Annotated in this window: 20 protein-coding genes and 1 pseudogene; 10 read left to right on the forward strand and 11 right to left on the reverse strand. The window is 74.5% G+C overall.

All coding sequences use genetic code 11. The annotated features are described in order from the left end of the window. Positions 1–20: 20 nt before the first annotated feature. Both ACFZBX_RS29050 and ACFZBX_RS29055 read left to right on the forward strand, forming a co-directional pair. Positions 21–1760, forward strand: coding sequence for an ABC transporter transmembrane domain-containing protein (locus ACFZBX_RS29050; protein WP_391536772.1), 1740 nt, complete (start codon positions 21–23; stop codon positions 1758–1760). Continuing rightward, positions 1757–3514 (forward strand): ABC transporter ATP-binding protein, encoded by a 1758-nt coding sequence (locus tag ACFZBX_RS29055; RefSeq protein WP_391536773.1) that lies wholly within the window; start codon positions 1757–1759, stop codon positions 3512–3514. The genes ACFZBX_RS29050 and ACFZBX_RS29055 overlap by 4 nt, the downstream gene beginning before the upstream one ends. A 40-nt stretch (positions 3515–3554) precedes the next feature. On the opposite strand, the gene ACFZBX_RS29060 is transcribed toward ACFZBX_RS29055, so the two are convergent. Continuing rightward, on the reverse strand, positions 3555–3926 hold the full coding sequence (locus tag ACFZBX_RS29060; RefSeq protein WP_391536774.1) for a hypothetical protein: 372 nt from the start codon (positions 3924–3926) through the stop codon (positions 3555–3557). A 307-nt stretch (positions 3927–4233) separates the two neighbouring features. On the opposite strand from ACFZBX_RS29060, the gene ACFZBX_RS29065 reads away from it, so the two are divergent. The 8 genes from ACFZBX_RS29065 (at position 4234) to ACFZBX_RS29100 (ending at position 16696) form a co-directional block, all read left to right on the forward strand. Continuing rightward, on the forward strand, positions 4234–4878 hold the full coding sequence (locus ACFZBX_RS29065) for an SMI1/KNR4 family protein (RefSeq protein ID WP_391536775.1): 645 nt from the start codon (positions 4234–4236) through the stop codon (positions 4876–4878). A gap of 160 nt (positions 4879–5038) precedes the next feature. After that, entirely contained in the window at positions 5039–6688 is a 1650-nt protein-coding gene (locus tag ACFZBX_RS29070) for an acyclic terpene utilization AtuA family protein (protein WP_391536818.1), read from the forward strand. Beyond that, entirely contained in the window at positions 6685–8283 is a 1599-nt protein-coding gene (locus ACFZBX_RS29075) for an acyl-CoA carboxylase subunit beta (protein ID WP_391536776.1), read from the forward strand. The genes ACFZBX_RS29070 and ACFZBX_RS29075 overlap by 4 nt, the downstream gene beginning before the upstream one ends. 28 nt (positions 8284–8311) lie before the next feature. Continuing rightward, complete coding sequence (locus ACFZBX_RS29080; protein WP_391536777.1) at positions 8312–10240, forward strand: acetyl/propionyl/methylcrotonyl-CoA carboxylase subunit alpha; 1929 nt, start codon at positions 8312–8314, stop codon at positions 10238–10240. A gap of 13 nt (positions 10241–10253) precedes the next feature. Beyond that, positions 10254–11426: an acyl-CoA dehydrogenase family protein gene (locus ACFZBX_RS29085; RefSeq protein ID WP_391536778.1), complete on the forward strand. Its 1173-nt coding sequence runs from the start codon at positions 10254–10256 to the stop codon at positions 11424–11426. Between the two features lie 311 nt (positions 11427–11737). Then, on the forward strand, positions 11738–13330 hold the full coding sequence (locus ACFZBX_RS29090; protein ID WP_391536779.1) for a 4-coumarate--CoA ligase family protein: 1593 nt from the start codon (positions 11738–11740) through the stop codon (positions 13328–13330). 134 nt (positions 13331–13464) lie between these two features. Next, entirely contained in the window at positions 13465–14085 is a 621-nt protein-coding gene (locus ACFZBX_RS29095; RefSeq protein ID WP_391536780.1) for a TetR/AcrR family transcriptional regulator, read from the forward strand. A gap of 145 nt (positions 14086–14230) precedes the next feature. Then, a complete protein-coding gene (locus ACFZBX_RS29100; RefSeq protein ID WP_391536781.1) occupies positions 14231–16696 on the forward strand; it encodes a SpoIIE family protein phosphatase in 2466 nt (821 codons plus the stop codon). Between the two features lie 78 nt (positions 16697–16774). Here ACFZBX_RS29100 and ACFZBX_RS29105 read toward each other — a convergent pair whose 3' ends face one another. The 10 genes and pseudogenes from ACFZBX_RS29105 to ACFZBX_RS29150 all read right to left on the reverse strand — a co-directional run bounded on the left by ACFZBX_RS29105 (position 16775) and on the right by ACFZBX_RS29150 (position 24940). After that, the gene (locus ACFZBX_RS29105) at positions 16775–18367 is read right to left on the reverse strand and encodes an MFS transporter (protein WP_391536782.1); all 1593 of its coding nucleotides are present in this window, start codon (positions 18365–18367) and stop codon (positions 16775–16777) included. A gap of 47 nt (positions 18368–18414) precedes the next feature. Continuing rightward, entirely contained in the window at positions 18415–18969 is a 555-nt protein-coding gene (locus tag ACFZBX_RS29110) for a TetR/AcrR family transcriptional regulator (protein WP_391536783.1), read from the reverse strand. Between the two features lie 147 nt (positions 18970–19116). Next, positions 19117–19509 (reverse strand): cell division protein SepF, encoded by a 393-nt coding sequence (locus ACFZBX_RS29115; protein WP_391536784.1) that lies wholly within the window; start codon positions 19507–19509, stop codon positions 19117–19119. A 351-nt stretch (positions 19510–19860) separates the two neighbouring features. Further along, entirely contained in the window at positions 19861–20574 is a 714-nt protein-coding gene (locus tag ACFZBX_RS29120; RefSeq protein WP_391536785.1) for a VTT domain-containing protein, read from the reverse strand. A gap of 71 nt (positions 20575–20645) precedes the next feature. Beyond that, positions 20646–21152, reverse strand: a complete 507-nt coding sequence (locus ACFZBX_RS29125; protein WP_391536786.1) for an RICIN domain-containing protein — start codon at positions 21150–21152, stop codon at positions 20646–20648. A 17-nt stretch (positions 21153–21169) separates the two neighbouring features. Next, a pseudogene (locus ACFZBX_RS29130) lies at positions 21170–21520 on the reverse strand (RICIN domain-containing protein); the annotation flags it as partial. Positions 21521–21634: 114 nt separating this feature from the next. Then, entirely contained in the window at positions 21635–22171 is a 537-nt protein-coding gene (locus ACFZBX_RS29135; protein ID WP_391536787.1) for an RICIN domain-containing protein, read from the reverse strand. 67 nt (positions 22172–22238) lie between these two features. Then, a complete protein-coding gene (locus tag ACFZBX_RS29140; protein ID WP_391536788.1) occupies positions 22239–22799 on the reverse strand; it encodes an RICIN domain-containing protein in 561 nt (186 codons plus the stop codon). Continuing rightward, a complete protein-coding gene (locus ACFZBX_RS29145) occupies positions 22796–23593 on the reverse strand; it encodes a dienelactone hydrolase family protein (protein ID WP_391536790.1) in 798 nt (265 codons plus the stop codon). The genes ACFZBX_RS29140 and ACFZBX_RS29145 overlap by 4 nt, the downstream gene beginning before the upstream one ends. Positions 23594–23686: 93 nt before the next feature. After that, positions 23687–24940 carry an MFS transporter gene (locus tag ACFZBX_RS29150; protein WP_391536791.1) on the reverse strand — a complete coding sequence of 418 codons (1254 nt, stop codon included), beginning with the start codon at positions 24938–24940 and terminating at the stop codon, positions 23687–23689. Between the last annotated feature and the right edge of the window lie 32 nt (positions 24941–24972).

Genomic DNA, 24972 nt, shown 5'->3' on the forward strand with positions numbered 1-24972 from the left:
TGCGGCCTAGCGTGACGCCCATGATGGACTCCTCTGCGGATCCGGGTACTCCGGATCACCGAAGTCCGGCGCGCTACCTCTGGTGGCTGACCACAAGTCAGCGCCGGCGGGTCATCGGCGGCGCGGTGCTCGGCACGTGCTGGACGGTCTGCCTGATGCTGCCGCCGTACCTGATGGCGCGGGCGATCGACGACGGGCTCCAGCCCGGGCGGACCGGCGTCCTGGCCGGCTGGGTGGCCGCGCTGGTCGGCGTCGCGCTGCTCAACGCCTGGCTGGGCATCATGCGCCACCGCACCATGACGCGGGTCCGGATGGACGCCACCTTCCGGACCGTCAAGGTCGTGGTCGCGCACACCACCCGGCTGGGGGCGGAGCTGCCCCGGAAGGTCTCGGTCGGCGAGGTGGTCGGCATCGGCACCGGCGACGTCCAGCAGATCAGCCAGACGCTGACGATCACCGGCCCGGGCGTCGGCGCCGTCATCGCGTACCTGGTGGCGGCCGTGCTGCTGCTGTCGGTGGACGTCCTGCTCGCCGTCGTCGTCCTGCTCGGGGTGCCCCTGCTCGCGGTGGTGGTCGGGCCGCTGCTCGGGCGGCTGCAGGGCGCGGAGGCGGAGTACCGCGAGCGGCAGGGCGTGCTGACGGCCCGGATCGGGGACATCGTCGGCGGCATGCGCGTCCTCAACGGCATCGGCGGCAAGGACCTGTTGGCCGCCCGCTACCTGGCCGGTTCGCGCGACCTGCGGGCCGAGGGCTACCGGGTCGGCGCCGTGACCAGCTGGATCCAGGCGCTCGCGGTCGGCCTGCCCGCCCTCTTCCTCGCCCTGGTGACCTGGCTGGCCGCCCGGATGGCCGCCGAGGGCACCATCACGGTCGGCACCCTGGTCGCCGTCTACGGCTACGTCGCCGTCCTGGTGGTGCCGGTCTCGTTCTTCATCGAGGGCGGCCACGACCTCACCCGGGGCCTGGTGGCCGCCGGGCGGGTGGTCCGCCTGCTCGGCCTGAGGCCGGCCGTCGAGGACGCCGCGACGCTCCGCCCGGCCCCCGGCGCACCGTCGGCCCTGTACGACCCCGACTCCGGCGTGGAGCTCGCCCCCGGGCGGCTGACCGCGATCGTCGGCGCCCGCCCCGCCGAGTCCGCGGCCGTGGCCGACCGGCTCGGCCGGTACCGCGAATCCGCCGCCACCTGGGGCGGCGTCCCGCTCGCGGACGTCGCCCTCGCCGAGGTCCGCCGCCGGATCGTGGTGGCGGACAACGACGCCGACCTCTTCTCCGGCCCGCTGCGCGCGGTGGTCGGGGGCCGGTCCGAGCACACCGACACGGCCGTCGCCCGGGCCGTCCGGGACGCCGCCGCCGAGGACATCGTGCGGGCGCTGCCCGACGGCCTCGACACACCCGTCGAGGCCCGGGGCGCCAACCTCTCCGGCGGGCAGCGCCAGCGGCTGCGGCTGGTCCGCGCCCTGCTGGACGACCCCGAGGTGCTGCTGCTGGTCGAGCCCACCTCCGCCGTGGACGCCCACACCGAGGCGGCCATGGCGGCCGGGCTGTGCCGGGCGCGGGCCGGGCGCACCACCGCCGTCACCTCGACCTCGCCCGTCCTGCTGGAGCGGGCCGACACCGTCTGCTACCTCGCCGACGGCCGCCTGGTGGCCGCCGGCCCGCACCGCGAACTGCTCGCCACCGAGGCCGGCTACCGCGCCCTGGTCGCCCGCGGCGCGGACGAAGCCGCCGCCACCGGGTCCGCCGAGGAGGCCGTCCGATGACCGCTCGGCCGCAGCGGCCCCAGGGACGGCTCCCGGTCGCCGGGGCCGCCGAGGCCCGCCGCGCCGCCGTGCGCCTGGTCCGCCAGGACGGCCGCGCGGTCGCGGTGATGCTGCTCCTCAACGGACTGGCCGCGGCGGCCGGTCTCGGCGGCCCCTGGCTGCTCGGCAGGATCGTCGACGACGTCAGGGCCGGGGCCGGCGCCGGCCACGTCGACCGCCTGGCCCTCGGCATCCTCGGCTTCGCGCTGGCGCAACTGCTGCTCGACCGCCTCGCCCGGTACACCGGGTACCGCTTCGGCGAACGGACCCTGGCCCGGATCCGCGAGGGCTTCGTCGAGCGGGCGCTCGCCCTGCCCGCCTCCGTGGTCGAGCGCGCCGGCACCGGCGACCTGATGACCCGCGGCACCGCCGACGTCGCCACCGTCGGCACCACCCTGCGCGACGCCGGGCCCGAGGTCTCCGTCGCACTCGTCCAGGTCGTCTTCATCCTGGCCGCGATGCTCGCGGTCGACCCGTTGCTCGGCCTGTGCGGGGTGCTCTGCCTGTCCGGCATCTGGTTCGCCGCCCGCTGGTACCTGCGCCGCGCCCACGCCGGCTACCTCGCCGAGGGCGCCGCCAACTCCGAGCTCGCCGAAGTGCTCGGCTCCACCGCCGCCGGGGCCCGCACGGTCGAGGCGCTGGGCCTGGAGGATCGCCGGATCGCCGCCGCCGCGGCGGCGATCGAGCGCTGCCGGGTCACCCGCACCCACACGCTCTTCCTGCGCAGCGTGCTCTTCCCGGTGGTCGAGTTCTCGTACGTCGCCCCGGTCGCCGCCGTCCTGCTGGCCGGCGGCGCCCTGCACGGCACCGGCGCGGTGAGCGTCGGGGCGGTCGTCGCCTGCGCCCTCTACTTCTGGAAGCTCGCCGAGCCGCTGGACAAGGTCCTGTTCTGGCTCGACCAACTCCAGCGCGGCAACGCCTCCTTCGCCAGGATCGAGGGCATCGGCCGGATCGGGGAACCGGCCGTCAGCGCCGACCGGCAGCCCGTCGACGACCGGATCGACGTGGTCGGCGTCCGGTACGCCTACCAGGGGGAGCGGGACGTGCTGCACGGCGTCGACCTGACGGTCCGCCCCGGCGAACGGCTGGCCGTGGTCGGCCCCTCGGGCGCCGGGAAGTCCACCCTGGGACGGCTGCTGGCGGGGGCGGAGGCGCCGCGCACCGGCCGGGTGACGGTGGGCGGGGTTCCCGTCACCGAACTGGAGCCGGCCCGGCTGCGCCGCCACGTCCTCCTGGTCTCCCAGGAGCACCACGTCTTCCTCGGCACCGTCCGGGACAACCTGCGGCTGGCCGCCCCCGGCGCCACCGACCGGGAACTGCGCGCGGCGCTCGCGGCCGTCGACGTGGACTGGGTGGACGAGCTGCCCGACGGGCTGGACACCGGACTCGGTGCGGGCGGGCACGGCCTGGACGCCCAGCAGGCCCAGCAACTCGCCCTGGCCCGGGTGGTCCTGGCCGACCCGCACACGCTCGTCCTGGACGAGGCGACCTCCCTGCTCGACCCGACCGCCGCCCGGCACGCCGAGCGCTCCCTGGCGGCCGTGCTCAAGGGGCGCACCGTGATCGCCATCGCCCACCGCCTGCACACCGCCCACGACGCGGACCGCGTCGCGGTCATGGACGGCGGCCGGGTGACCGAACTCGGCAGCCATGACGAACTGCTGGCGGCCGGCGGCGGATACGCGGCGCTCTGGAGGTCCTGGCACGGCGGCTGACGGCGCTCCGGGGCGCCGCCGGCCGCCGTGCCCCGGGCCGTCAGTAGCCGGCGTTGGCCCGGTCGTTGAACCAGCCGGGCAGGCTCGGCCACCACTCGCCCGCGCCCGCGTCGAAGGTCAGGCCGTCGCCCGACAGGTGCACGCCCTGCCCGGAGAAGGCGGACCAGCTCCGGAGCGAGGAGACCTTGTGGTTCACCAGGACGGGGAAGACGGTCCAGGTCCCGAGCTGGAACTCCCAGCAGTCGCCGGAGTAGTTGTTGTCGGTGAACACCTGCGCGTATCCGGCCTGCCCGTAATGGGTGCAGTTGCCCGCGGCCTGGGCACTGGGCGCGGCGATGCCGCCCAGCGCCGCCGCGGCGGCGAAGGCGACGATCCCGGCGGCGAGACGGGGCTTCCTGGGGTTCGGGCGCATCTCGGTCCTCTTTCGTGACGTGGGCGGTGGTTTCTGCCACAAGTGATGATGATCAGTCGCCGAGTCCCTGACCAGTAGAGTACTGGCCAAGGTGGTGACGCGTTTCCGATCCGCATGGCAGGCCGGTTCCGGCACCGATCAGGCCCGAGAGGTGGTGTCTTGCCGAGACGGCGGCGACCGCCGACTCATCCCCCGATCGGTCAGTCGCCGGCCAGGCGGGTGACGCGAACCCGCTCGGGGAGGCGGGCCGGGACCGGGTCCTAGGCTGACCGCGCCGGAGAACACCCGAGGACATAGGAGCCGGACCATGGCCACACCCCGCGACGCCCTCCTGCGACTGCGCCGGGCCGCCTCGGCGGGACTGCTCGAACTCGACGGGTCGGCGCCTGCCTCGCGCGAGGCGGTGCGGGCGCGCGAGACGCTCCCGGCGCCGCACGCCGGCACCGTCTCCTGGTCGGTTCCGCCGGGCTACCGGGCGCTGCTGGCGGAGCACAACCGGTTGAGCTGCCGCCGGGAGGCGGGCGACCGCGAGGGCGGGTTCGTCCTCGTCGACGAGACCGAACTCCCCGGGCTGAACGCCGAACTGGTGCACCTGCCCGAAGGGGTGTGCCGCGAGCCGGGGCGGTACCTGTCGACCGACCACCTGGTCGGGTTCGCCGAAGCGGGCTACGAGGCGGTGTGGTGCTTCGACGTCTCACGGCCCGGCGCGGACGGCGAGTACCCGGTCTACTACCACCACCAGGACGAGCCGCGGGCCCGCCGCCTCGCGGACGGAACCTGGGACGAACAGGACGACGCCGTACCCGACTTCCCCTCGTTCGCGGCCTGGTTCGGGGCGATGGCCGCGGCCTTCACCGACGCGCGGCCCCCGGAGTGGTTCGACGAGCTGGGCACCCCGGCCCTGACCTGGCTCGCCCGGGGCGGGGTCTTCGCGCGAAACAAGCACGCGTGATTGCTTTCTTTCTCGCAGAGTGTCAGTCTGCTTACCGTCGGCGAACGTTGGGCCACCTCTGGGGGTAGGCGTGCACGTGAGGTCGGAGACGGCGGCGGGCGGCGGGCCGGTGCTGCGGGTCGGGAACGCGTCGGGGTTCTACGGGGACCGGTTCTCGGCGATGCGGGAGATGCTCACCGGCGGTCCGCTGGACGTGCTCACCGGCGACTACCTGGCCGAGCTGACCATGCTCGTCCTGGCGCGGGACCGGCTGAAGGACCCCTCGCTCGGGTACGCCAGGACGTTCCTGCACCAGTTGGAGGAGTGCCTCGGCCTGGCGCTGGAGCGCGGGGTGCGGATCGTGGTCAACGCGGGCGGGCTCAACCCGGGCCGGCTCGCGGACGCGGTGCGGGAGCTGGCCGAGAGCCGGGGGCTGGACGTGGCGGTCGGACACGTCGAGGGCGACGACCTGCTGCCGCGCCGCGCCGAACTCGGGCTACCGGAAGGGCTGTTGGCCGCCAATGCCTATCTGGGGGCGTTCGGTGTCGCCGAGTGCCTGAAGGCCGGAGCGGACGTCGTGGTGACCGGGCGGGTCACCGACGCGGCGCTGGTCGTGGGCCCGGCCATCGCCCGGTTCGGGTGGGGCCCGGGGGAGTTGGACGCGCTCGCGGGCGCCGTGGTGGCGGGCCATGTGCTGGAGTGCGGGGCGCAGGCCACCGGCGGGAACTACGCGTTCTTCCGCGAGCACGACCTCACCCGGCCGGGCTTCCCGCTCGCCGAGCTGCGCGCGGACGGCTCCAGCGTCATCACCAAGCACCCCGGCACCGGCGGTGCGGTCACCGTCGGCACCGTCACCGCCCAACTGCTCTACGAGACCGGCGGACCGCGCTACCTCGGCCCGGACGTGACGGCCCGGCTGGACACCGTCCGGCTCACCGAGGAGGGGTCGGACCGGGTGCGGATCGACGGGGTGCGCGGCGAGGCGCCGCCGGCCACCCTGAAGGCCGGGCTGAACCGGCTCGGCGGCCACCGCAACGAGGTGGTGTTCGTGCTCACCGGCCTCGACATCGAGGCGAAGGCGGCGCTCGCCCGGCGGCAGTTCGAGGACGCGCTGGCGCCGGGCCGCCGCCCGGCCGAGCTGTGCTGGACCCTCGTCCGCACCGACCACGCCGACGCCGCCACCGAGGAGGCCGCCTCGGCCCTGCTGCGGCTCACCGCCCGGGACCGCGACCCCGACCGGGTGGGCCGTGAGCTCGGGCGGGCCGCCGTGGAGTCGGGGCTCGCCGGGTACCCGGGCCTGCACCTCACCGCGCCGCCGGGACCGGGCGCGCCGTACGGGGTGTTCGAGGCCGTGTACCTCGACGCGGCCACCGTCGAGCACACCGCCGTGCTGCCGGACGGCCGGCGCGTGGCCGTGCCGCCCGCGCCCGTCACCTCCACGGACCCGTCCCCGATCGAGGAGACGGCCGAGCGGGGCGCGGCCTCCGGGCCGGCCGCCCCCACCCGCCGCGTCCCGCTCGGCCTGGTGGCCGGCGCGCGCAGCGGCGACAAGGGCGGCGACGCCAACCTCGGTGTCTGGGCCCGCGACGAGCCCGGCCGGCGCTGGCTCACCCACATCCTCACCACCGATCTGCTGCGCGAACTCCTCCCCGAGGTCGCGGAGCTGCCCATCACCCGGCACGTCCTGCCGAACCTCCGCGCGCTCAACTTCACCATCACCGGCCTGCTGGGCGAGGGCGCCGCCGCCCGGCACCGCTTCGACCCGCAGGCGAAGGCGCTGGGGGAGTGGCTGCGCTCGCGCCACCTCGACGTCCCGGAGGCCCTGCTGTGACCGTCCTGCCGACCCGGCTGGACCCGGGCGGCGCCGAGTACGCCGCCAACCGGGAGGCGATGCTCGCCAGGCTCGCCGACCTGGACGCCGAGCACGCCAAGGCGCTGGCCGGCGGCGGCCCCGCCTACGTCGAACGCCACCGCGGGCGCGGCAAACTGCTCGCCCGGGAGCGGATCGAGCTGCTGATCGACGAGGACTCGCCGTTCCTGGAGCTCTCCCCGCTCGCCGCCTGGGGCAGCGAGTACCCGGTCGGCGCCGCGCTGGTCACCGGCATCGGCACCGTCGAGGGCGTTCCGTGCGTGATCACCGCCAACGACCCGACGGTGCGCGGCGGGGCGTCCAACCCGTGGACCCTGCGCAAGGCCCTGCGCGCCAACGGGATCGCCCTCGCCAACCGCCTGCCGCTGGTCAACCTGGTCGAGTCCGGCGGCGCCGACCTGACCGGCCAGAAGGAGATCTTCATCCCCGGCGGCGCGCTCTTCCGCGACCTCACCCGGCTGTCCGCCGCCGGAATCCCGACCGTCGCCGTCGTGTTCGGCAACTCCACCGCCGGCGGCGCCTACGTGCCCGGCATGTCCGACCACACCGTGATGATCAAGGAGCGCTCCAAGGTGTTCCTCGGCGGGCCGCCGCTGGTGCGGATGGCCACCGGCGAGGAGGCCGACGACGAGTCGCTCGGCGGCGCCGGGATGCACGCCCGGACCTCCGGCCTGGCCGACCACTTCGCGCTCGACGAGCCGGACGCGCTGCGGCTGGCCCGCCGGATCGTCGCCCGTCTCGACCACCGCAGGCCCGGGCCGGACCCGGACCCGGCCGCCGAACCGCCGAAGTACGCCGAGGAGGAACTGCTCGGCGTCGTCCCCGGCGACCTCAAGGTGCCCTTCGACCCGCGCGAGGTGATCGCCCGGATCGTCGACGGCTCCGACTTCGACGAGTTCAAGCCGCGCTACGGCCCCAGCCTCGCCACCGGCTGGGCCCGGCTGCACGGCTACCCGATCGGCGTCCTGGCCAACGCGCAGGGCGTGCTGTTCAGCCAGGAGTCGCAGAAGGCGGCCCAGTTCATCCAGCTCGCCAACCAGCGGGCCGTCCCGCTGCTGTTCCTGCACAACACCACCGGCTACATGGTCGGCCGCGACTACGAGCAGGGCGGCATCGTCAAGCACGGCGCGATGATGATCAACGCCGTCGCCAACTCCACCGTCCCGCACCTGTCCGTGCTGATGGGCGCCTCCTACGGCGCCGGCCACTACGGCATGTGCGGGCGGGCCTTCGAGCCGCGCTTCCTGTTCTCCTGGCCGAGCGCCAAATCGGCCGTGATGGGCCCGCAGCAGCTCGCCGGGGTGCTGTCGATCGTCGCCCGGCAGTCCGCCGCCGCCAAGGGGCGCCCGTACGACGAGGAGGCGGACGCCGCCGTGCGGGCCGCGGTCGAGCAGCGGATCGAGGCCGAGTCGCTGCCCGCCTTCCTCTCCGGACGGCTCTACGACGACGGGGTGATCGACCCGCGCGACACCCGCACCGTGCTCGGTCTCTGCCTCTCCGCGGTCCACAACGCGCCGGTCGAGGGCGCCCGCGGCTACGGCGTCTTCCGGATGTAGGGCTGTCAGGGATGTCGGGAGGAACCACGTGATCACCAACCTGCTGGTCGCCAACCGGGGCGAGATCGCCCGCCGGATCTTCCGCACCTGCCGCGAGCTGGGCATCGCCACCACCGCCGTGTACGCCGACCCGGACGCCGACGCCCCGCACGTCCGCGAGGCCGACGCCGCCGTCCGGCTGCCCGGCGCCGCACCCGCCGACACCTATCTGCGCGGCGCGCTGATCGTCGAGGCCGCGCTGGCCGCCGGCGCCGACGCCGTCCACCCGGGCTACGGCTTCCTCTCCGAGGACGCCGGCTTCGCCCGCGCCGTCCGGGCGGCCGGGCTGCGCTGGGTCGGCCCGCCGCCGGAGGCGATCGAGGCGATGGGCTCCAAGACCGCCGCCAAACGCCTGCTCGCCGCCGCCGGGGTACCCGTCCTCGACGCGCTCGACGCGCCCACCGAGGCCGACCTGCCCCTGCTGGTCAAAGCGGCGGCCGGCGGCGGCGGACGCGGCATGCGGGTGGTGCGCGCCCTGGCCGGGCTGCCGGCCGCGCTCGCCGCCGCCCGCGCCGAGGCCGCCAAGGCCTTCGGCTCCGACGAGGTGTTCTGCGAGCGCTACCTGCCCGCCGGCCGGCACGTCGAGGTGCAACTGCTCGCCGATACGCACGGCACCGTCTGGGCGGTCGGCGACCGGGACTGCTCGCTCCAGCGCCGCCACCAGAAGGTCGTCGAGGAGGCCCCCGCGCCCGGGCTCGACCCGGCGGTGCGCGCCGCCCTGCACGAGGCCGCGGTGACCGCCGCCGAGGCGATCGGCTACACCGGCGCCGGGACGGCCGAGTTCCTGCTCACGGCGGACGGCCGGTGCTGGTTCCTGGAGATGAACACCCGCCTCCAGGTCGAGCACCCGGTCACCGAGGCGGTCACCGGCCTCGACCTGGTCGCCCTCCAGCTCGCCGTCGCCGAGGGACGGCCCCTGCCCGGCCCCGCCGCCCCGCCGCCGACCGGCCACGCGATCGAGGCCAGGCTCTACGCCGAGGACCCGGCGCACGACTGGCGGCCCGCCACCGGCACCCTGCACCGCCTCGAACTCACCGTAGGCCACCAGGAGTTCACCGGCCGGGGAGTGCGCCTGGACTCCGGGGTCGGGGACGGCACCGAGATCACCCCGCACTACGACGCGATGCTCGCCAAGGTGATCGCCTGGGCGCCGACCCGGGAGGCCGCCGCCCGCCGGCTGGCGGACGCGCTCGCCCGTGCCCGGATCCACGGACCCGCCACCGACCGGGAGTTGCTGGTCCGCACGCTGCGCCACCCGGCGTTCCTGGCCGGACGGCTGCACACCGGCTTCCTGGCCGAACACGCCGACGCCCTGACCGCCCCGCCCGACGCCCGGCGGACGGCGCGCGCCGCCCTGGCCGCCGCCCTCGCCGACGCCGCCGCCCGCCGCACCGCGCTGCCCTCCGGCTGGCGCAACCTGCCCTCCCAGCCGCAGCTCAAGCGCTACCGCACGGACGACGGCGCCGAACTGGAGGTCCGCTACCGGCTCACCCGCACCGGCCTGCGGGCCGAGGACCACCCGGACGTCGGCCTGGTCGAGGCCGCGCCCGGCCTGGTCGTGCTGCGCGAGGACGGACTGCGCCGCGCCTACCGCGTCGCCCGCTACGGGGACCGGGTGCACGTCGACTCCCCGCTCGGCGCCACCGCGCTCACCGCCCTGCCGCGCTTCCCCGAGGCCCGGGTGCGCACCGACCCCGGCGCGCTGCTCGCCCCGATGCCCGGCACCGTCGTACGGGTCACCGCCGCCGTCGGCGACACCGTCAGCGCCGGCCGGCCGCTGCTGGTGCTGGAGGCGATGAAGATGGAACACCGCATCACCGCCCCGGCCGACGGGATCCTCGTCGAACTCCGCGCCGCGCCGGGCGAGCAGGTGGAGACCGGGGCCGTGCTCGCCGTCGTGAAGTCCCCCGAGGTCTGAGGAAGGACCGCGCATGTCCGCCATCGGCAGCCAGCTCCTCGAAACCCCCGAACGCCGCGCCCTGCGTTCTGCCGTCGCCGGCCTCGGCGCCCGCTACGGCTCCGCCTACTACCTCGCCCGCGCCCGGGAGCACCGGCCCGCCGACGAGCTCTGGGCCGAGGCCGGCAAGGCCGGCTACCTCGGCGTCAACCTGCCCGCCGAGTACGGCGGGGGCGGCGGCGGGATCGCCGACCTCGCCATCGTGCTGGAGGAACTCGGCACCGCCGGCTGCCCGTTGCTGCTGCTGATCGTCTCCCCGGCGATCTGCGGCACCGTGATCGCCCGCTACGGCACCGGGGAGCAGAAGCGCCACTGGCTGCCCGGCCTCGCCGACGGCAGCCGCCGGATGGCCTTCGGCATCACCGAACCGGACGCCGGATCCAACTCCCACCGGATCTCCACCGTCGCCCGCCGCGACGGCGGGGACTGGCTGCTGACCGGCCGCAAGGTGTTCGTCTCCGGCATCGACCACTGCGACGCCGTGCTGTTCGTCGCCCGCACCGAGGACGCCCGCACCGGGCGGCTGAAGCCCGCGCTGTTCGTCGTACCGCGCGACACGCCCGGCTTCGACTACCGCCCGATCCCGATGGAACTCGTCGCCCCCGAACGGCAGTTCCAGGTCTTCCTGGACGACGTCCGGCTGCCCGCCTCGGCACTGGTCGGCGACGAGGACGCCGGACTGCTCCAGTTGTTCGCCGGCCTCAACCCCGAGCGGATCATGACCGCCGCGTTCTCCCTCGGCCTCGCCCGCCAGGCGCTCGGCAAGGCCGTCGAGTACGCGCGCACCCGCACCGTCTGGTCCGCGCCGATCGGCGCCCACCAGGGCATCGCGCACCCGCTCGCCCGGTGCGCGGTGGAGGTCGAACTCGCCCGGCTGATGACCCAGAAGGCCGCGCTGCTGTACGACGCGGGCGAGGACGCGGCGGCCGGCGAGGCCGCCAACATGGCCAAGTACGCGGCCGGCGAGGCCGCCGCCAGGACCGTCGACCAGGCGGTGCAGACCCTGGGCGGCAACGGCCTCACCCAGGAGTACGGGCTCGCCGCGCTGCTCACCGCCACCCGGGTCGGCCGGGTCGCCCCGGTCAGCCGGGAGATGGTCCTCAACTACGTGGCCCAGCACACCCTCGGCCTGCCGAAGTCCTACTGACGGGCCGGCCGGCGGACGGGCGGGCGGGTCCTCCGCGACCGGCACCGCCGAGGCTTCGAACGGATCGTCGCATCATCGTTCTGATATCTGACCGGGTCCCCCGACCGGGTACCCCGCCGACCCTTCCCGACCTCGACATTCGCCGTTCCGCGCCACCCCTGCGCCCCGCGCGCTCCGCCAAACGTCCGTCACTGGGGCGCACCGGGCGCCCACTGTCCGTATGCTCCTGTCCCGCACGCCGCGCGGCCGGTCGCCCACGACCTCCAGCCGGCCGTACCGCCCCGCGCCAACTACCGCACAGGAGGCACGCCTTGGTGTTCCACAGCGAGTTCCCGGACGTCGGCATCGTCGACCTCGCCCTGCACGACGCCGTGCTCGGCGAGGCCGAGCGCCACGGCGACCGGCCCGCCCTCATCGACGGGATCACCGGCGAGACCGTCAGCTACGCGCAACTCGCCCACGCCGTGAGGCGGGTGGCCGCCGGACTCGCCGAAGCGGGGGTCCGCCAGGGCGACGTGGTGGCCCTGCTCAGCCCCAACAGCATCCGCTACCCGATGGCCTTCTTCGGCGCCACCCGGGCCGGTGCCACCGTCACCCCCGTCTCCTCGCTCACCACGCCCGCCGACCTCGCCAACCAGCTCTCCGACAGCGGCGCCCGCTGGCTGATCACCGTCTCACCCTTCCTGCCCACCGCCCGCGCCGCCGCCGGGAAGCTCGCCGCCGAGGGCCGCCCGCTGACCGGCACGATCGTCCTGGACGGCGCCGAGGGCCACCTCTCGCTCGCCGACCTGCTCGCCTCCACCGGCCCCGAGCCCGAGATCACCCTCGACCCGGCCGAGGCCGTCGCCGTCCTGCCCTACTCCAGCGGCACCACCGGCCTGCCCAAGGGCGTGATGCTCACCCACCGCTCGATCGCCACCAACCTCGCCCAGACCGACGCAGTCTTCCGCCCCGAGCCCGGCGAGCGGCTGCTCGCCGTGCTGCCGTTCTTCCACATCTACGGCCTCGCCGCCCTGCTCCACCAGCCGCTGCGCTGCGGCGCCACCGTCGTCGTACTGCCCCGCTTCGACCTCGAACAGTTCTGCCGCACCGTCCAGGACCAGCGCGTGCAGTCCGTGCTCGCCGCCCCGCCGATCGTCCTCGCCCTCGCCAAGCACCCGGTCGTCGAGCAGTACGACCTCTCCTCGGTGGAGTACCTGCTGTGCGCCGCCGCCCCGCTGGACGGCGAACTCGCCGAGGCCTGCGCCCGCCGCCTCGGCCTGACGCACATCCTCCAGGGCTACGGCATGACCGAGCTCTCCCCGGTCTGCCACGTGATGGACCCGAGGGACCCGGACCCCTCCCCGGGATCGGTCGGCCGGATGGTGCCCTCCACCGAGCTGCGGGTCACCGCGCTCGACGGCACCGGCGCCGACCTCGGCACCGGCGAGTGCGGCGAGCTGCTGATCCGCGGCCCGCAGGTGATGAAGGGCTACTTCGGGCGCCCCTCCGACACCGCCGCCACCGTCGACGCCGAGGGCTGGCTGCACACCGGCGACATCGGCTTCGTCGACGAGCGCGGCTACCTGCACATCGTCGACCGGGTCAAGGAGCTGATCAAGTACAAGGGCTACCAGGTCGCCCCCGCCGAACTGGAGGCCCTGCTGCTCAGCCACCCGCAGATCGCCGACGCCGCCGTGATCGGGGTGTGCGACGCCGAGGGCACCGAGTGCCCCAAGGCCTTCGTGGTCCGGGCCCCCGGCAGCGCGCTCACCGAACAGGAGGTCGCCGCCTTCGTGGCCGGCCAGGTCGCGCCGTACAAGAAGGTGCGCGCGGTGGAGTTCCTGGACGCCGTGCCGAAGTCCCCGGCCGGCAAGATCCTCCGCCGCGAGCTGCGCGAGCGCGAGGCCGCCGCCGCCCGCTGAACCGGCCGCGAGCCGTCCACGGTGCGGCCGTCCCCCACCGGCCGCACCGCAGCCACCGGCCGCCGCACCGCACCCACCGCCGTCTGCGAGGATCGACCAGCCGCCAGCCCCCACGGACAGGACCGCCGCCGCAGATGAGCACCCACCCGGCCGCCCGCACCCCCCAGCAGGACCGCAGCCGCGCCACCCGGGCCCGGCTGCTGGCGGCGGCCGTCGACTGTCTCGCGGAGCTGGGCTGGAACGGCTCCACCGTCGCCGTCGTCGCCGAACGGGCCGGCGTCTCCCGGGGCGCCGCCCAGCACCACTTTCCGACCCGCGAGGACCTCTTCACCGCGGCCGTCGAGCACGTCACCGCCGAGCGGCTGGCCGCCGTCCGGGCGGACGCCGGCACGCTGCCGCAGGCCGGCCCCGCCCGCACCGAGGCCGTGGTCGGCATGATCGTCCGGCTCTACACCGGCCCGCTGTTCCGCGCCGCCCTCCACCTGTGGGTCGCCGCCGCCACCGAGGAGCAGCTGCGCGAGCGGATCACCGGGCTGGAGGGCCGGGTCGGCCGCGAGGCGCACCGCGCCGCCGTCGAGTTCCTCGGCGCCGACGAGACCCGCCCCGGCGTGCGCGAAACCGTGCAGGCCACCCTCGACATGGCCCGCGGACTGGGCCTCGCCAACCTGCTCACCGACGACAGCGCCCGACGATCCCGGGTGATCCGGCAGTGGGCGGGCCTTCTGGAGAGTACGCTGCGGCCGGTAGGCCCATGACGCCCGTACACCTGGACGACCGGTGCCCCTCACCAAGGGGTCGCCGGGCGGCCGATGTCCGTGCAGTCTGGAGAAGAACCCCGGCCGCAGGGAACCACGAGGACCGCCCGGCCGGGCACGAGCCGAACCGGGGTACAGCCTGATCATGCGGAGAGACGAGTGGGACGCCACCAACGCCACCGGCCCCGGAGCCGGCGCCAGCCCCGCACGCCTGGACGGCCATCGCCTCGTCCCGCTCGCCACCGCCCTGCTCCAGGACGACGGGCTGATCCTGCACTGGAGTGAGGACGCCGAGGCCCTGCTCGGCTGGACCGCGGAGGAGGCCGTCGGCAACCACGCCGCCCGGCTGCTCACCGACGACAGCGACCGCCCCGAGATCCTCGAACTCTTCGACCGCATCCTCGGCGGCAAGGGCTGGTCCGGCGTCGTCCCGGTCCGCCACCGCGACGGCCACACCGTCGACCTGGAGTTCCGCACCTACCCGATCGCCGGCCCCGGCGGCACCCTGCTGCTGCTCGCCACCGCCTCCGACACCGCCGCCCTGCACCGCGTCGAGGCGGACCTCGCCGTCCTCGACGGCATCTTCGGCCAGTCCCCGATCGGCATGGCCGTCTACGACACCGAACTGCGGTACGTCCGGCTCAACGAGTCACTGGCCCGGATGAACGGCCTGCCCGTCGCCGAGCACCTCGGCCGGCGGATCAGCAGCATCCTGCCCGGCATCAACAGCACCGAGATAGAACAGCTCATGAAGCAGGTGCTGGCCACCGGCCGGCCCGTGGTCGACGCCCGCTCGCACGGACGCGTCCCCGGCGACCCGCGCCGGGACCGGGCCTGGTCCGCCTCCTACTTCCGGCTGGAGGACTCCACCGGCCGGGTCTTCGGCGTCTGCTCCTCGATCATCGACGTCACCGAGCGCTTCCAGGCCGAGGCCCGTGCGGCCCGCGCCCAGGAACGCCTCGCCACCATCGCCGAGGCCACCGCCCGGATCGGCACCACCCTCGACCTCCAGCGCACCGCCGAGGAGCTGATCGAGGCCGTCGTCCCGCGGTTCGCCGACTTCGCCACCGTCGACCTGCTGGAAACCGTGCTGCGCGGCGCCGAACCCACCCCCGTCCCGGCGGACCGGCCCGTCCAGCTGCGCGCCCTCGCCGTCGGCGAGGCCTACGAGACCGGGCTCGCGCACGCCGTCGACGTCGTCGGCGAGGTCTCCGAGTACTCCCCGGAACGCAGCTACAACGAGTGCCTGCGCAGCGGACGCCCGCTGCTGCGCTCCCATGTCGACGCCGAGGTGCTGCGCGGACTGGTCGCCACCCCCGACCGGGTCGCCCCCGGCCTCGCGGCCGGCATCCACTCCTATCTGATGCTGCCGGTCACCGCCCGGGGCATGGTCCTCGGCGGCGCCGAGTTCATCCGGATGCGCAACCCCGAGCCGTTCACCGCCGCCGATGTCGCGCTCGCCGAGGAACTCGTCGCCCGCACCGCCCTCGCCATCGACAACGCCCGGCTCTACCGGCGCGAGCGGGAGACCGCGCTCACCCTCCAGCGCAGCCTGCTGCCCCAGGAGATCCACCGCACCCTCGGCCTGGAGATCGCCTACCGCTACCTGCCCTCCAGCGTCACCAGCGAGGTCGGCGGCGACTGGTTCGACGTCGTGCCGCTCTCCTGCGGCCGGGTCGCGCTGGTCGTCGGCGACGTCATGGGCCACGGCATCAGGGCCGCCGCCACCATGGGCCAGCTGCGCACCGTCGCCCGCACCCTGGCCACCCTCGACATGCCGCCCGAGCAGGTGCTCACCCGGCTCGACGAGACCGCCTCCGGGATCGGCGAGGGCCAGTTCGCCACCTGTATCTGCGCCGTCTACGACCCGCTGGAGCACACCCTCCAGGTCGCCTCGGCCGGACACCTGCCCCCCGTCTGGGTCGCCCCGGACGGCACGCCCCGCCGGGTCGAGATGCCGCCCGGCGTCCCGCTCGGTGTCGGCGGGGTGGCCTTCGAGTCGGTGGAGTTCGCCCTGCCGGAGGGCGGCATGGTCGCCCTCTACACCGACGGCCTGGTCGAACGGCGCGGCCAGGACCTCGACGAGGGCATCGACCTGCTCGCCCGTACCCTGTCGGGCCCCGGCCGGACCCTGGAGGAGAGCTGCGACGCCGTCCTCGGCGCGCTGGTCAGCGGCGGCAGCGACGACGACATCGCGATGATCATGGCCCGGGTGCTGCCGCTGCCCGCCGACCGGGTCGCCACCCTGCCGCTCACCGGCGGCGGCCGGCTGCCCGGCAAGGCCCGCCGCTTCACCCGCGCCACCCTCGACGGCTGGGGCCTGAGCGCGCTCTCCGACTACGCCGAGCTGCTGGTCAGCGAGCTGGTCACGAACGCCCTGCTGCACGCCGACGCCCCGCGCCGGCTGCGGCTCTTCCGCGACCGGGTGCTCACCGTCGAGGTCTCCGACGCCGGCGGCCAGACGCCCCAGCTGCGCCCCTTCGCCGAGCAGGACGAGGGCGGCCGGGGGATGTTCCTGGTCAACGAACTCGCCCAGCGCTGGGGCAGCCGGCTGACCAGGGACGGCAAGGTGGTCTGGGCGGAGCTGGAGCTTCCCTTCGGCACCGTCTGACCGCGCGGGACCGCTGTACACGACGGTTCCCCGCCCCCCGGCGAGGGGTGGCGGGGAACCGTCGTGTCTTCCGTCGGGTCAGGCGTTGGCCTTCTCGGGCGTGCGCTCCTGTCCCGACTGTCCCGACTGCTCGGACTGCTCCGGCTGCCCCGGCTGCTCAGCCCCGGCGTCGCCTCCCCGCAGCAGCCGCCAGGCCAGCACCGCCGCACCCAGCAGCAGCGCGCCCGCCAGCATCCCGGCCACGTTCACGCCGTGCACGAACGCCTCCTTGGCGCTCGCCAGCAGTGGCCCGGCCAGCGTGTCCGGCAGCCCGTGCGCGACTTCCACCGCGCCGCCGAGCGACTCGCCGGCCTGCTGGGCGGCCGCCGGGTCGGTCCCGGCCGGGACGGCCAGCCGGTCCACGTAGAGCGCGCCGACCACCGAGCCGACCAGGGCGATGCCGAGCGCGGTGCCCAGCTCGTACGCCGTCTCGGAGACCGCCGAGGCGGCGCCGGCCTTGTCGGCCGGAGCGGCGCCCAGCACCAGGTCCGCGCCGAGCGTGTAGACCACGCCCTCGGCCGTGCCGACCAGCAGGAAGGCGGCGGCCAGCAGCAGATAGGTGGTGTCCTGCTGGATCCAGCCCAGCAGGCCGATCCCGGCGCCCATCGCCAGCAGCCCGAAGGTGAGCGCCGCCCGGGCACCGGTGCGGCGCACCAGCCGGGCGGTCAGCAGACCGCCGGCGATCGCGCCGGCGAAGGCCGGCAGCTCGGCCAGCCCGGCCTTCAGCGGCGGGTAGCCACGGACCAGCTGGAGGTACTGCGAGGTCACGAAGACGATGCCGGAGAGCCCGATCAGCGCGATCAGCGAGGCCAGCACGGCCGCCGTGAAACGCCGGTCGCCGAAGAGCCGGACGTCCAGCAGCGGCGTCTCCAGCCGCAGCTGGCGGCGGACGAAGACGACCAGCGCCAGCGCGCCCAGCACGCCCGCGACCGGCACGTCCCAGCGGGCGACGCCGTGCGCCGCGGCCTCCTTGATCGCGTAGACCACGCCGATCACCCCGGCCAGCGACAGCAGCACGCTCAGCACGTCCCAGCGGCCGGGCTTCGGGTCCTTGGACTCCGGCAGCAGCCAGGCACCGAAGACCAGCAGCAGCACCAGCACCGGGATGTTCAGCAGGAACACCGAGCCCCACCAGAAGTGCTCCAGCAGCACCCCGCCGACCACCGGGCCGAGCGCGGCGCCGGCGGACGCGGCGGCGCCCCAGATGCCGATCGCGGTGGCCCGCTCACGGTCGTCCGGGAACAGCGTGCGGATCAGCGAGAGGGTGGAGGGCATGATGGTCGCGCCGGCCACGCCGAGCAGCACCCGGGCCAGGATCAGCCAGCCGGCGCCGGGCGCGTACGCGGCCATCAGGGAGGCGGCGCCGAACGCGGTGGCACCGGCGAGCAGCAGCTTCTTGCGGCCGATCCGGTCGCTGAGCGAGCCCATCGAGACCAGCAGACCGGCCAGCACGAAGGAGTAGGCGTCGCCGATCCACAGCAGCTGGGTGCCGCTGGGGCGCAGGGTCTCGCTGATCGAGGGGATCGCCAGGGACAGGACGGTCGCGTCGACGGCGACCAGGGTGACGGCCAGGACGAGGACGGCGAGGCCGGTCCAGCGCTGGCGGGGCTGGAGGTGGACGGTGCTGCTCATGGGTATCGGTGTCCGGTTTCCGGTCCGAGGTGCGGTGGATTGGGGGATCAGTGCGGTCGCGGGGTGCGCAGGGCGCCGCCGAGGAACAGCTCGGCGAGTGAGAAGGTGGCGTCGCGCGGGGCCAGCCGGCCGTCCTGGACGGCCCAGCCGATCCCGGCGAGCAGGTCGAAGAACGCCTCGCTGAGCCAGGCCGCGGAGAGCTCGATCCGGAAGACCCCCTGCTGCTGCCCGCGCAGGAAGAGCGCGTTCAGCCGGGCGATCTGGGCCTCCCAGAGGTCGTTGACCGCCTCGTCGTCGTAGAGCTGGCTCTCGCCGGTCAGGTAGGCGCAGAGCATGGCGTCCGGGACGATCTCGTCGACCAGCCGGCGCAGCGCGGCGTGCGCGTCGCCCTCGTCGACCCCGGCGGTGTCCAGCGCGGCGGCCAGGCGTTGCAGCGCGAGCATGCCGACCTCGCGGATCAGCGCGTCCCGGCCCGGGAAGAGCCGGTGCAGGGTGGCGCGGCTGATGCCCGCGGCGCGGGCGATCTCGTCGAGGTGCGCGGTCGGGCGGCGGGAGAGCACGCCGACGGCGGCCTCCAGCACGGAGTCACGATCTGTGGCCATGGAACGAGTGTACGTCGAATGAGACGTGGATGTCTCAGAATTAATCCGGCCGTCTCGTTCGAGGCACGGCCGTACGGTGTCCGGACGACAAAGAACCGGGGACGGCGGGTGCCGTCCCCGGTTCTCGTGCCGGTCCGTCGTGGCCGGTCAGCTCTGGTTGTAGAAGCCGGTGTCGTCGAGCGGGCGGTCGATCACCATCACCTCGACGTCCGCCGGAGTGAGTAGGAACACCCGGCGGGCGATCCGCTCGATGCCGCCGCGGGTGCCGAAGATCAGACCGGAGGCGAAGTCGACCATGCGCTTGGCCTCGGCCTCCTCCATCTCGGTGAGGTCCATGACCACCGGGGTGCTCGCCCGGATGTGCTCGCCGACCGTGCGGGCCGCCTCGAATCCGGTCGGCCGCAGGGAGACGATCTTCGCCGGGGCGGGGGAGGACGGTACCGTCTCCTGATCGACCCACTCGTCCTCGTACACCGCGGCCGGGTAGCTCCCGGAGGGCATCAGCCACCCGTTGTGGTGCTCGTCGCGAAGTGCTCCCATGCCGCGCCTCCCTGCCTCTGTTCCGTACAGGTCCCCCGGTGCGCGTGCCCTTTTGACACGTCATCCACTCGTCGGAACTGTCCGAGTATCGCACTGATCACCGGTCTCGTGCCCGCTCGCGCCGTCCGTACGGGTCGCGCCGCGCCGGTGGCCGGGGCGGACCCGGGCACTGGAAGCGACGCAGGAGAGGGACGTACGGTTGCGCGCGTAGACGATATCGGTCGCGGCCGCCGTGCAATTGACCTTCTGTCAACAATGCGGGAACGATTTCACACGGCACCGACAACTGCCCCGCCCGGCCGAGCGCGTCGGCGTGTCCCGCGCCCGGCGCGCCGTTCGGGCGCCCGGCGCTCAGGCCTGGACCGCGCGCCGTCGGCGGAGGGCCGCCCGCACCACCGGGACCATGGTCAGCAGGCCGATCAGCCCGATCAGACCGGCCGAGATCAGGAACCCCGTCGACCCGGGCTCGCGCGCGGTCGCGGCCGCCGCGACGTAGACCGCGGTCACCGGGACCACCCCGAGCGCGGTGGCGAGGATGAACGGCGGGAACCGGACCCCGGAGACGGCCGCGCCGTAGGTGGCCGCCTGGAACGGCAGGCCCGGCAGCAGGCGCAGCAGCAGGATGCTGCGGAAGCCCTGCTCGGTGAAGTGCCGGTCCATGGCCAGCAGCAGCCGCCCGCGCAGGAGGCGCCGCAGCGCGTCCCGGCCGAGCCGGCGTGCCAGCCAGAAGGCGATCGCCGCCCCGAGCGTGGTGCCCAGCACGGCCAGCGCGAGCCCCTGCTGAACGCCCAGCAGCAGCCCGGCGGCCGCGTTCAGGGCGGGCCGGGGGAAGAAGGCCACCGTGCCGAGCGCGTACACCGCGGTGAACAGCGGAACGCGCCAGTACCAGGGCGTCCCGTCGGACAGCCCGCCGTCGAGCAGCGCGGTCGGGCTCCACAGCAGCAGCGCGCCGCTCACCGCGGCGAGGATCGCCACCAGCAGGGCGAACCGCGGCCACGGCGAACGCGCCGGCCGGCCGTCCGCGACGGGAGCGGGCGCAGGCGGGGAGGTCACGGGTTCGGGCACGGCCCGAGCCTAACCGGGGCCCCGGCCCACCCGGCACACGGGTGCCGGGCGGACCGGGCGCCCGGTTAGGCTCAGGACCAGCGCTGGTTGTAGCCGGAGTACCCCGGCCACTGGATCACCGGAGTGCCGTCGGCCGGGTTGGCCTCGAACACGTCCATGTTGAGCCGGCTGTTCACGTTCACCCCGAACCACTCGGTGTGCCAGGTGTAGCGCATCATCTGCCACGCCTGGTTGAGGCCGCGGTTGCAGGTCCACTGGACGATCGGGGTGCCCGGCTCGGTGCTGTAGTTCGGGACGTCCAGGCACTTGCCGCTGTTCACGTTGACGAACTCTTCGTTGTCGGTGCGGATCCACTGCTGGTTGGCGCCGCCGTGGCAGGTCCAGATCCGGACGGGGGCGCCGTCGTCGGTCCGCCAGTCGGCGACCTCCAGGCACTTGGTGTAGTCGAGGTAGCTGTGGATCGCGCGCGGGGCGCCGTCGGCGTGGGCGCCTGGGACCGGGACGAGGACGAGGGCGGCGGCCGTGAGCACGGCGGCGGCCGCGCTCACGAGGCGCGGGGTGGTGCGATGGGCGAACACATGGACCTCCGGGGTCGCTAGAGGCCGGCCGGCCTGGAGGAGTACTGCCACCACTGGTTGAACCCGTGGTTCGCGTGCCACTGGATCACCGGGGTGCCGGGCGTCGGGTCCTTGCCGCGGACGTCCAGCACGAGCCCGCTGTTGACGTTGGCCAGGGTGTACAGCCCGGCGTGGTGCACCAGTTCGGTGGTCCACTTCTGGTTGTCGCCGCCGTGGCACGGCCAGATGATGGCCTGCACCCCCTCCTCGGTGCTGCCGAAGGGGATGTCCAGGCACTTGCCGCTTCCGACGCCGACCAGCTCGTGGGCGTCGGTCCAGTACCACTTCTGGTTGTCTCCGCCGTTCCAGGCCCACTGGACGACCCTGGCGCCGCGGTGGCGGCGCCGAGGCGGGCGGCGGTGGTGCGGCGGGGTGTGCTCATGGGTCCTCCTTCGGGATCGGTGGGTGCGCTCGTGTGCGGTGGCCGGGCCGGGAACGGGGGATCAGGAGGCCGGGCCCGGGGTGAAGTCCGAGGGGAACCAGATCTGGTTGTAGGCGACGGGCGTCTCGATCGGGTTCCACTGAATGACGGGCGCGCCGTCGGCAGTGCTGCCGAAGGCGACGTCGAGGACGAGCCCGCTGTGCACGTTGGCGTAGCGGCGGCTCCCGGAGTGCATCGGCTGCTCGGTCCACTGCTGGTTGGTGCCGCGGTTGCAGGGCCACACCACGGGCCGGGTGCCGGGCTCGGTGCTGTATCCGGGGACGTCCAGGCACGTCCCGCTGTGGACGTTCACCAGGGCGCGGTCGGCGGTCCAGTACCACCGCTGGTTGTCGCCGCCGTGGCAGGTCCACTGGCGGACAGGGGCGCCGTCGTCGGTGCGCCAGTCGGCGACCTCCAGGCACTTCTCGGAGCCGAGGTTGGTGATGCTGAAGGGCGGGGAGACCGGGGCGGGGCCGGTGGTGCGGGCCTGCGCCGACGGCGCGGCGAGCGCGAGTCCGGCGGTGAGGGCGAACAGCGTGGCGGCGGGGCGGATGGACATCGGACTCCTCGTGGGCGCTCGGAGCCCGGTGCCGGGACGGCGGGCGTCCCGGCACCGGGAGGCACGGTCAGAAGGGGGGGAGGGAGACCAGGGGGACGGGCCCGGTCCAGATCTGGTTGTCGCCGCCGTTGGCGCCCCAGGTGACGACCGGAGCGCCGTCGGAGGGGTCGAAGCCGTACACGTCGAGGACCGTCCCGAGGAAGCTGGTCATGGGGCCGGTCGAGGGCCTGCTGGCGCCGGGCACCCGCCACCGCTGGTTTTCGTCCAGCCTGGTGCTGCAGGTGTACTGGATCGGCTGGGTGCCCCAGGTCCTGTCGCCGCCGGGGACGTCCAGGCACAGCTGGCTGTGCTGGTTGACCACGAAGCCGCTGTTGCTGGCCTTCCACTGCTGGTTGGCGCCGCCGGTGCAGGTCCACTGCCGGACGGGGGCGCCGACGTCGGTGCGCCAGTCGGCGACCTCCAGGCACTTGCCCGTGGCGGCGTTGCGGAGTTCGAAGGCGGGCGTGTAGGCGATGACGTACCCGGCATGGGCCGTGCCGGGCGCCGTCAGGACGGCCGCCGTCGCGGCGACGAGTGCGCCGAGGGCGGCGCCGAGACGTCGTCTTCGGGCGGGAGTGGTGGTGGTCACGGGTGTCCTCCTGAGGTGCGACGGGTGGTGCGCTCGGACAGGAAGCCGAGGAGTCGGAGCCACGACTCCCTTGCGGCTTCGCGGTGTTGGACCGCCGTGAGTTCGAAATAGTTGTGCGGAGCCTGCGGAAAAGTCATGAACTCGTGTTCACATCCCGCTTCGGTGAGCGCGGCGTCGAAGGCGGCGACGGCGCTCGGCGGGATGTGCTCGTCGGCGCCGCCCCAGAAGGCGAGGATCGGCGCGGTGAGGCCGGCGGCCAGCTGGGTCGGCCCGGGGGTGCCGTTGAGGGTGTCGGGGTAGCCGTAGAAGCCGGCCGCTCCGGCCAGGCCGAAGCGCGGCGCGGCGGCGCGGAAGGCCTGCCGTCCGCCGAAGCAGAAGCCGAGCGCGACCACCTCGGCGGAGCCGAGCGCGCGCAGCCGGCGGATGCCGGAAGTGAGGTCGGCGTCCAGGCCCTCGGGAGTGAGGGCGAGCAGGTGCGGCAACAGGTTCGGCAGCTCGCCGAATTCCGGTGCGCGGTCCTCCGGATCGGCGCCGGCGGTGCGGCCGTAATAGTCGAGGGCGAGGGCCGGGAATCCCTGTCCGGCGAGCCGGACGGCGGTCTGCCGATAGAAGGCGGAAAGGCCCTTGTTGTCCGGAAGGACGAGCACGCCGGGCCCGGCGGGGTGCTCCGGGCGGGCCAGGAAGGCGCCGAACATGGTGCCGTCGGCCGAGGTCAGGGTGAGGTCGGCGGCCTCGGCGAGGGCGTGGGTGGCGGGAGTGAAGACGGGCGGGGCGGCATCGGCCTCGTAGCACACGGGAAATCCTTCGCGACAGCGGAACCGCCGGGCACGCGGTGTGCGCGCCCGGCGGTCCGGAATGCTAGCGAGAATTCCCCGAGGAATTTCCCATCATATCGCAGGGGTATTTTTTTCGAAAGACCTATTCGATTCCGAAGTGGTCACATTCCCGGGGTCGGTGCGGTCCGGCTCGGCCCGGCGCAGAGCGCCGGCGCTCAGCAGCAGGGCCGCGGCGAGCGCGGTGACCACACCGAAGGAGACGGTGAGCGAGGTGGCCTGGGCGAGGCCGCCGACGATCGCGGGGGCGACCAGCCCCGAGGTGTAGGTGACGGTGGCGACGCCGGCGATGGCCTGGCTGGGGTTGCTGCCGATCCGGCCGGCCGCGGCGAAGGCCAGCGGGACCACCACGGCGACGCCGACCCCGATCAGCGCGAACCCGGGGATGGCGAGCGCCGGGCGGTCGGCCACGACCACCAGCAGCCCGCCGGTGGTGGCGATCGCGCCGCTCAGCCGGGCGGCCCGGACGGCGCCCAGTCGGCGGATCGCCGCGTCGCCGGCCAGTCGGCTGACCGCCATGGTGAGCGAGAACGCGGTGTAGGCGGCCGCCGCCGCGGTGGGCGAGGCGCCGGTGACGTCGCGCAGGTAGACGCCGCTCCAGTCCATCGAGGCACCCTCGGCGAACACCGCGCAGAAGCCGACCAGTCCGATCACCAGCGAACTGCGCGGCGGCAGCGCGAACCGCGGCGGCGCCTCGGCGTGCTCGGGGGCGCGCAGGTCCGGCAGTGCGCCGCAGACCGGCTGGGTGAGGGCGAGCAGCACGAGGGCGGTGACGCCGACCTGCACCCGGGGGTCGAAGTCCTGGTGGGCGGCCAGGATGCCGAGGCCGGCGGCCACCAGCCCGCCCGCGCTCCACATGCCGTGCAGGCCGGACATGATCGAGCGGCCGAGCCGCTGCTCGATCTCCACGCCCTGGGCGTTCATCGCCACGTCCGACATGCCCGCGATCGCGCCGTAGGCCAGCAGGAACAGGCAGAGCACCGGCAGCGAGGGGGCGAGCACGGGCAGGGCCAGGCCCAGGCAGCAGAGCGACAGCAGTCCGGCGATCGACGCCCGCCCGCCGTAGCGGTGCACGACCCGGCCGGCCAGCGGCATCGCGAGGGAGGAGCCGATCGCCGGCATCACCAGGGCCAGGCCGAGCTGGCCCGCGGAGAGGTGGAGGTGGTCCTTGATCCACGGGATCCGGCTGACGAAGGTGCCGCCGACGGCGCCGTGCACCGCGAAGGTGAGGGAGATCGCGACCCTCGCGCGGCGGGCGGCGCCCGTGCCGCCGAAGGGGGGTCCTGCTGCGGTCAGGCTGGTGGTCATCGGCTCTTCCCTCCCCGTCGCGCGCGGCGCGG

Origin of the sequence: Kitasatospora sp. NPDC008115 (assembly GCF_042957205.1) — a bacterium.
In the GTDB taxonomy this organism is placed as follows: domain Bacteria; phylum Actinomycetota; class Actinomycetes; order Streptomycetales; family Streptomycetaceae; genus Kitasatospora.

Bases quoted from the DNA above. Each gene is read 5' to 3' on its own strand.
- ACFZBX_RS29050 (WP_391536772.1), top strand. From the start codon at position 21: ATGATGGACTCCTCTGCGGATCCGGGTACTCCGGATCACCGAAGTCCG.
- ACFZBX_RS29135 (WP_391536787.1), bottom strand. From the start codon at position 22,171: ATGTCCATCCGCCCCGCCGCCACGCTGTTCGCCCTCACCGCCGGACTC.
- ACFZBX_RS29115 (WP_391536784.1), bottom strand. From the start codon at position 19,509: ATGGGAGCACTTCGCGACGAGCACCACAACGGGTGGCTGATGCCCTCC.
- ACFZBX_RS29055 (WP_391536773.1), top strand. From the start codon at position 1,757: ATGACCGCTCGGCCGCAGCGGCCCCAGGGACGGCTCCCGGTCGCCGGG.
- ACFZBX_RS29070 (WP_391536818.1), top strand. From the start codon at position 5,039: ATGCGGGAGATGCTCACCGGCGGTCCGCTGGACGTGCTCACCGGCGAC.
- ACFZBX_RS29150 (WP_391536791.1), bottom strand. From the start codon at position 24,940: ATGACCACCAGCCTGACCGCAGCAGGACCCCCCTTCGGCGGCACGGGC.
- ACFZBX_RS29060 (WP_391536774.1), bottom strand. From the start codon at position 3,926: ATGCGCCCGAACCCCAGGAAGCCCCGTCTCGCCGCCGGGATCGTCGCC.
- ACFZBX_RS29105 (WP_391536782.1), bottom strand. From the start codon at position 18,367: ATGAGCAGCACCGTCCACCTCCAGCCCCGCCAGCGCTGGACCGGCCTC.
- ACFZBX_RS29065 (WP_391536775.1), top strand. From the start codon at position 4,234: ATGGCCACACCCCGCGACGCCCTCCTGCGACTGCGCCGGGCCGCCTCG.
- ACFZBX_RS29085 (WP_391536778.1), top strand. From the start codon at position 10,254: ATGTCCGCCATCGGCAGCCAGCTCCTCGAAACCCCCGAACGCCGCGCC.
- ACFZBX_RS29110 (WP_391536783.1), bottom strand. From the start codon at position 18,969: ATGGCCACAGATCGTGACTCCGTGCTGGAGGCCGCCGTCGGCGTGCTC.
- ACFZBX_RS29100 (WP_391536781.1), top strand. From the start codon at position 14,231: ATGCGGAGAGACGAGTGGGACGCCACCAACGCCACCGGCCCCGGAGCC.
- ACFZBX_RS29095 (WP_391536780.1), top strand. From the start codon at position 13,465: ATGAGCACCCACCCGGCCGCCCGCACCCCCCAGCAGGACCGCAGCCGC.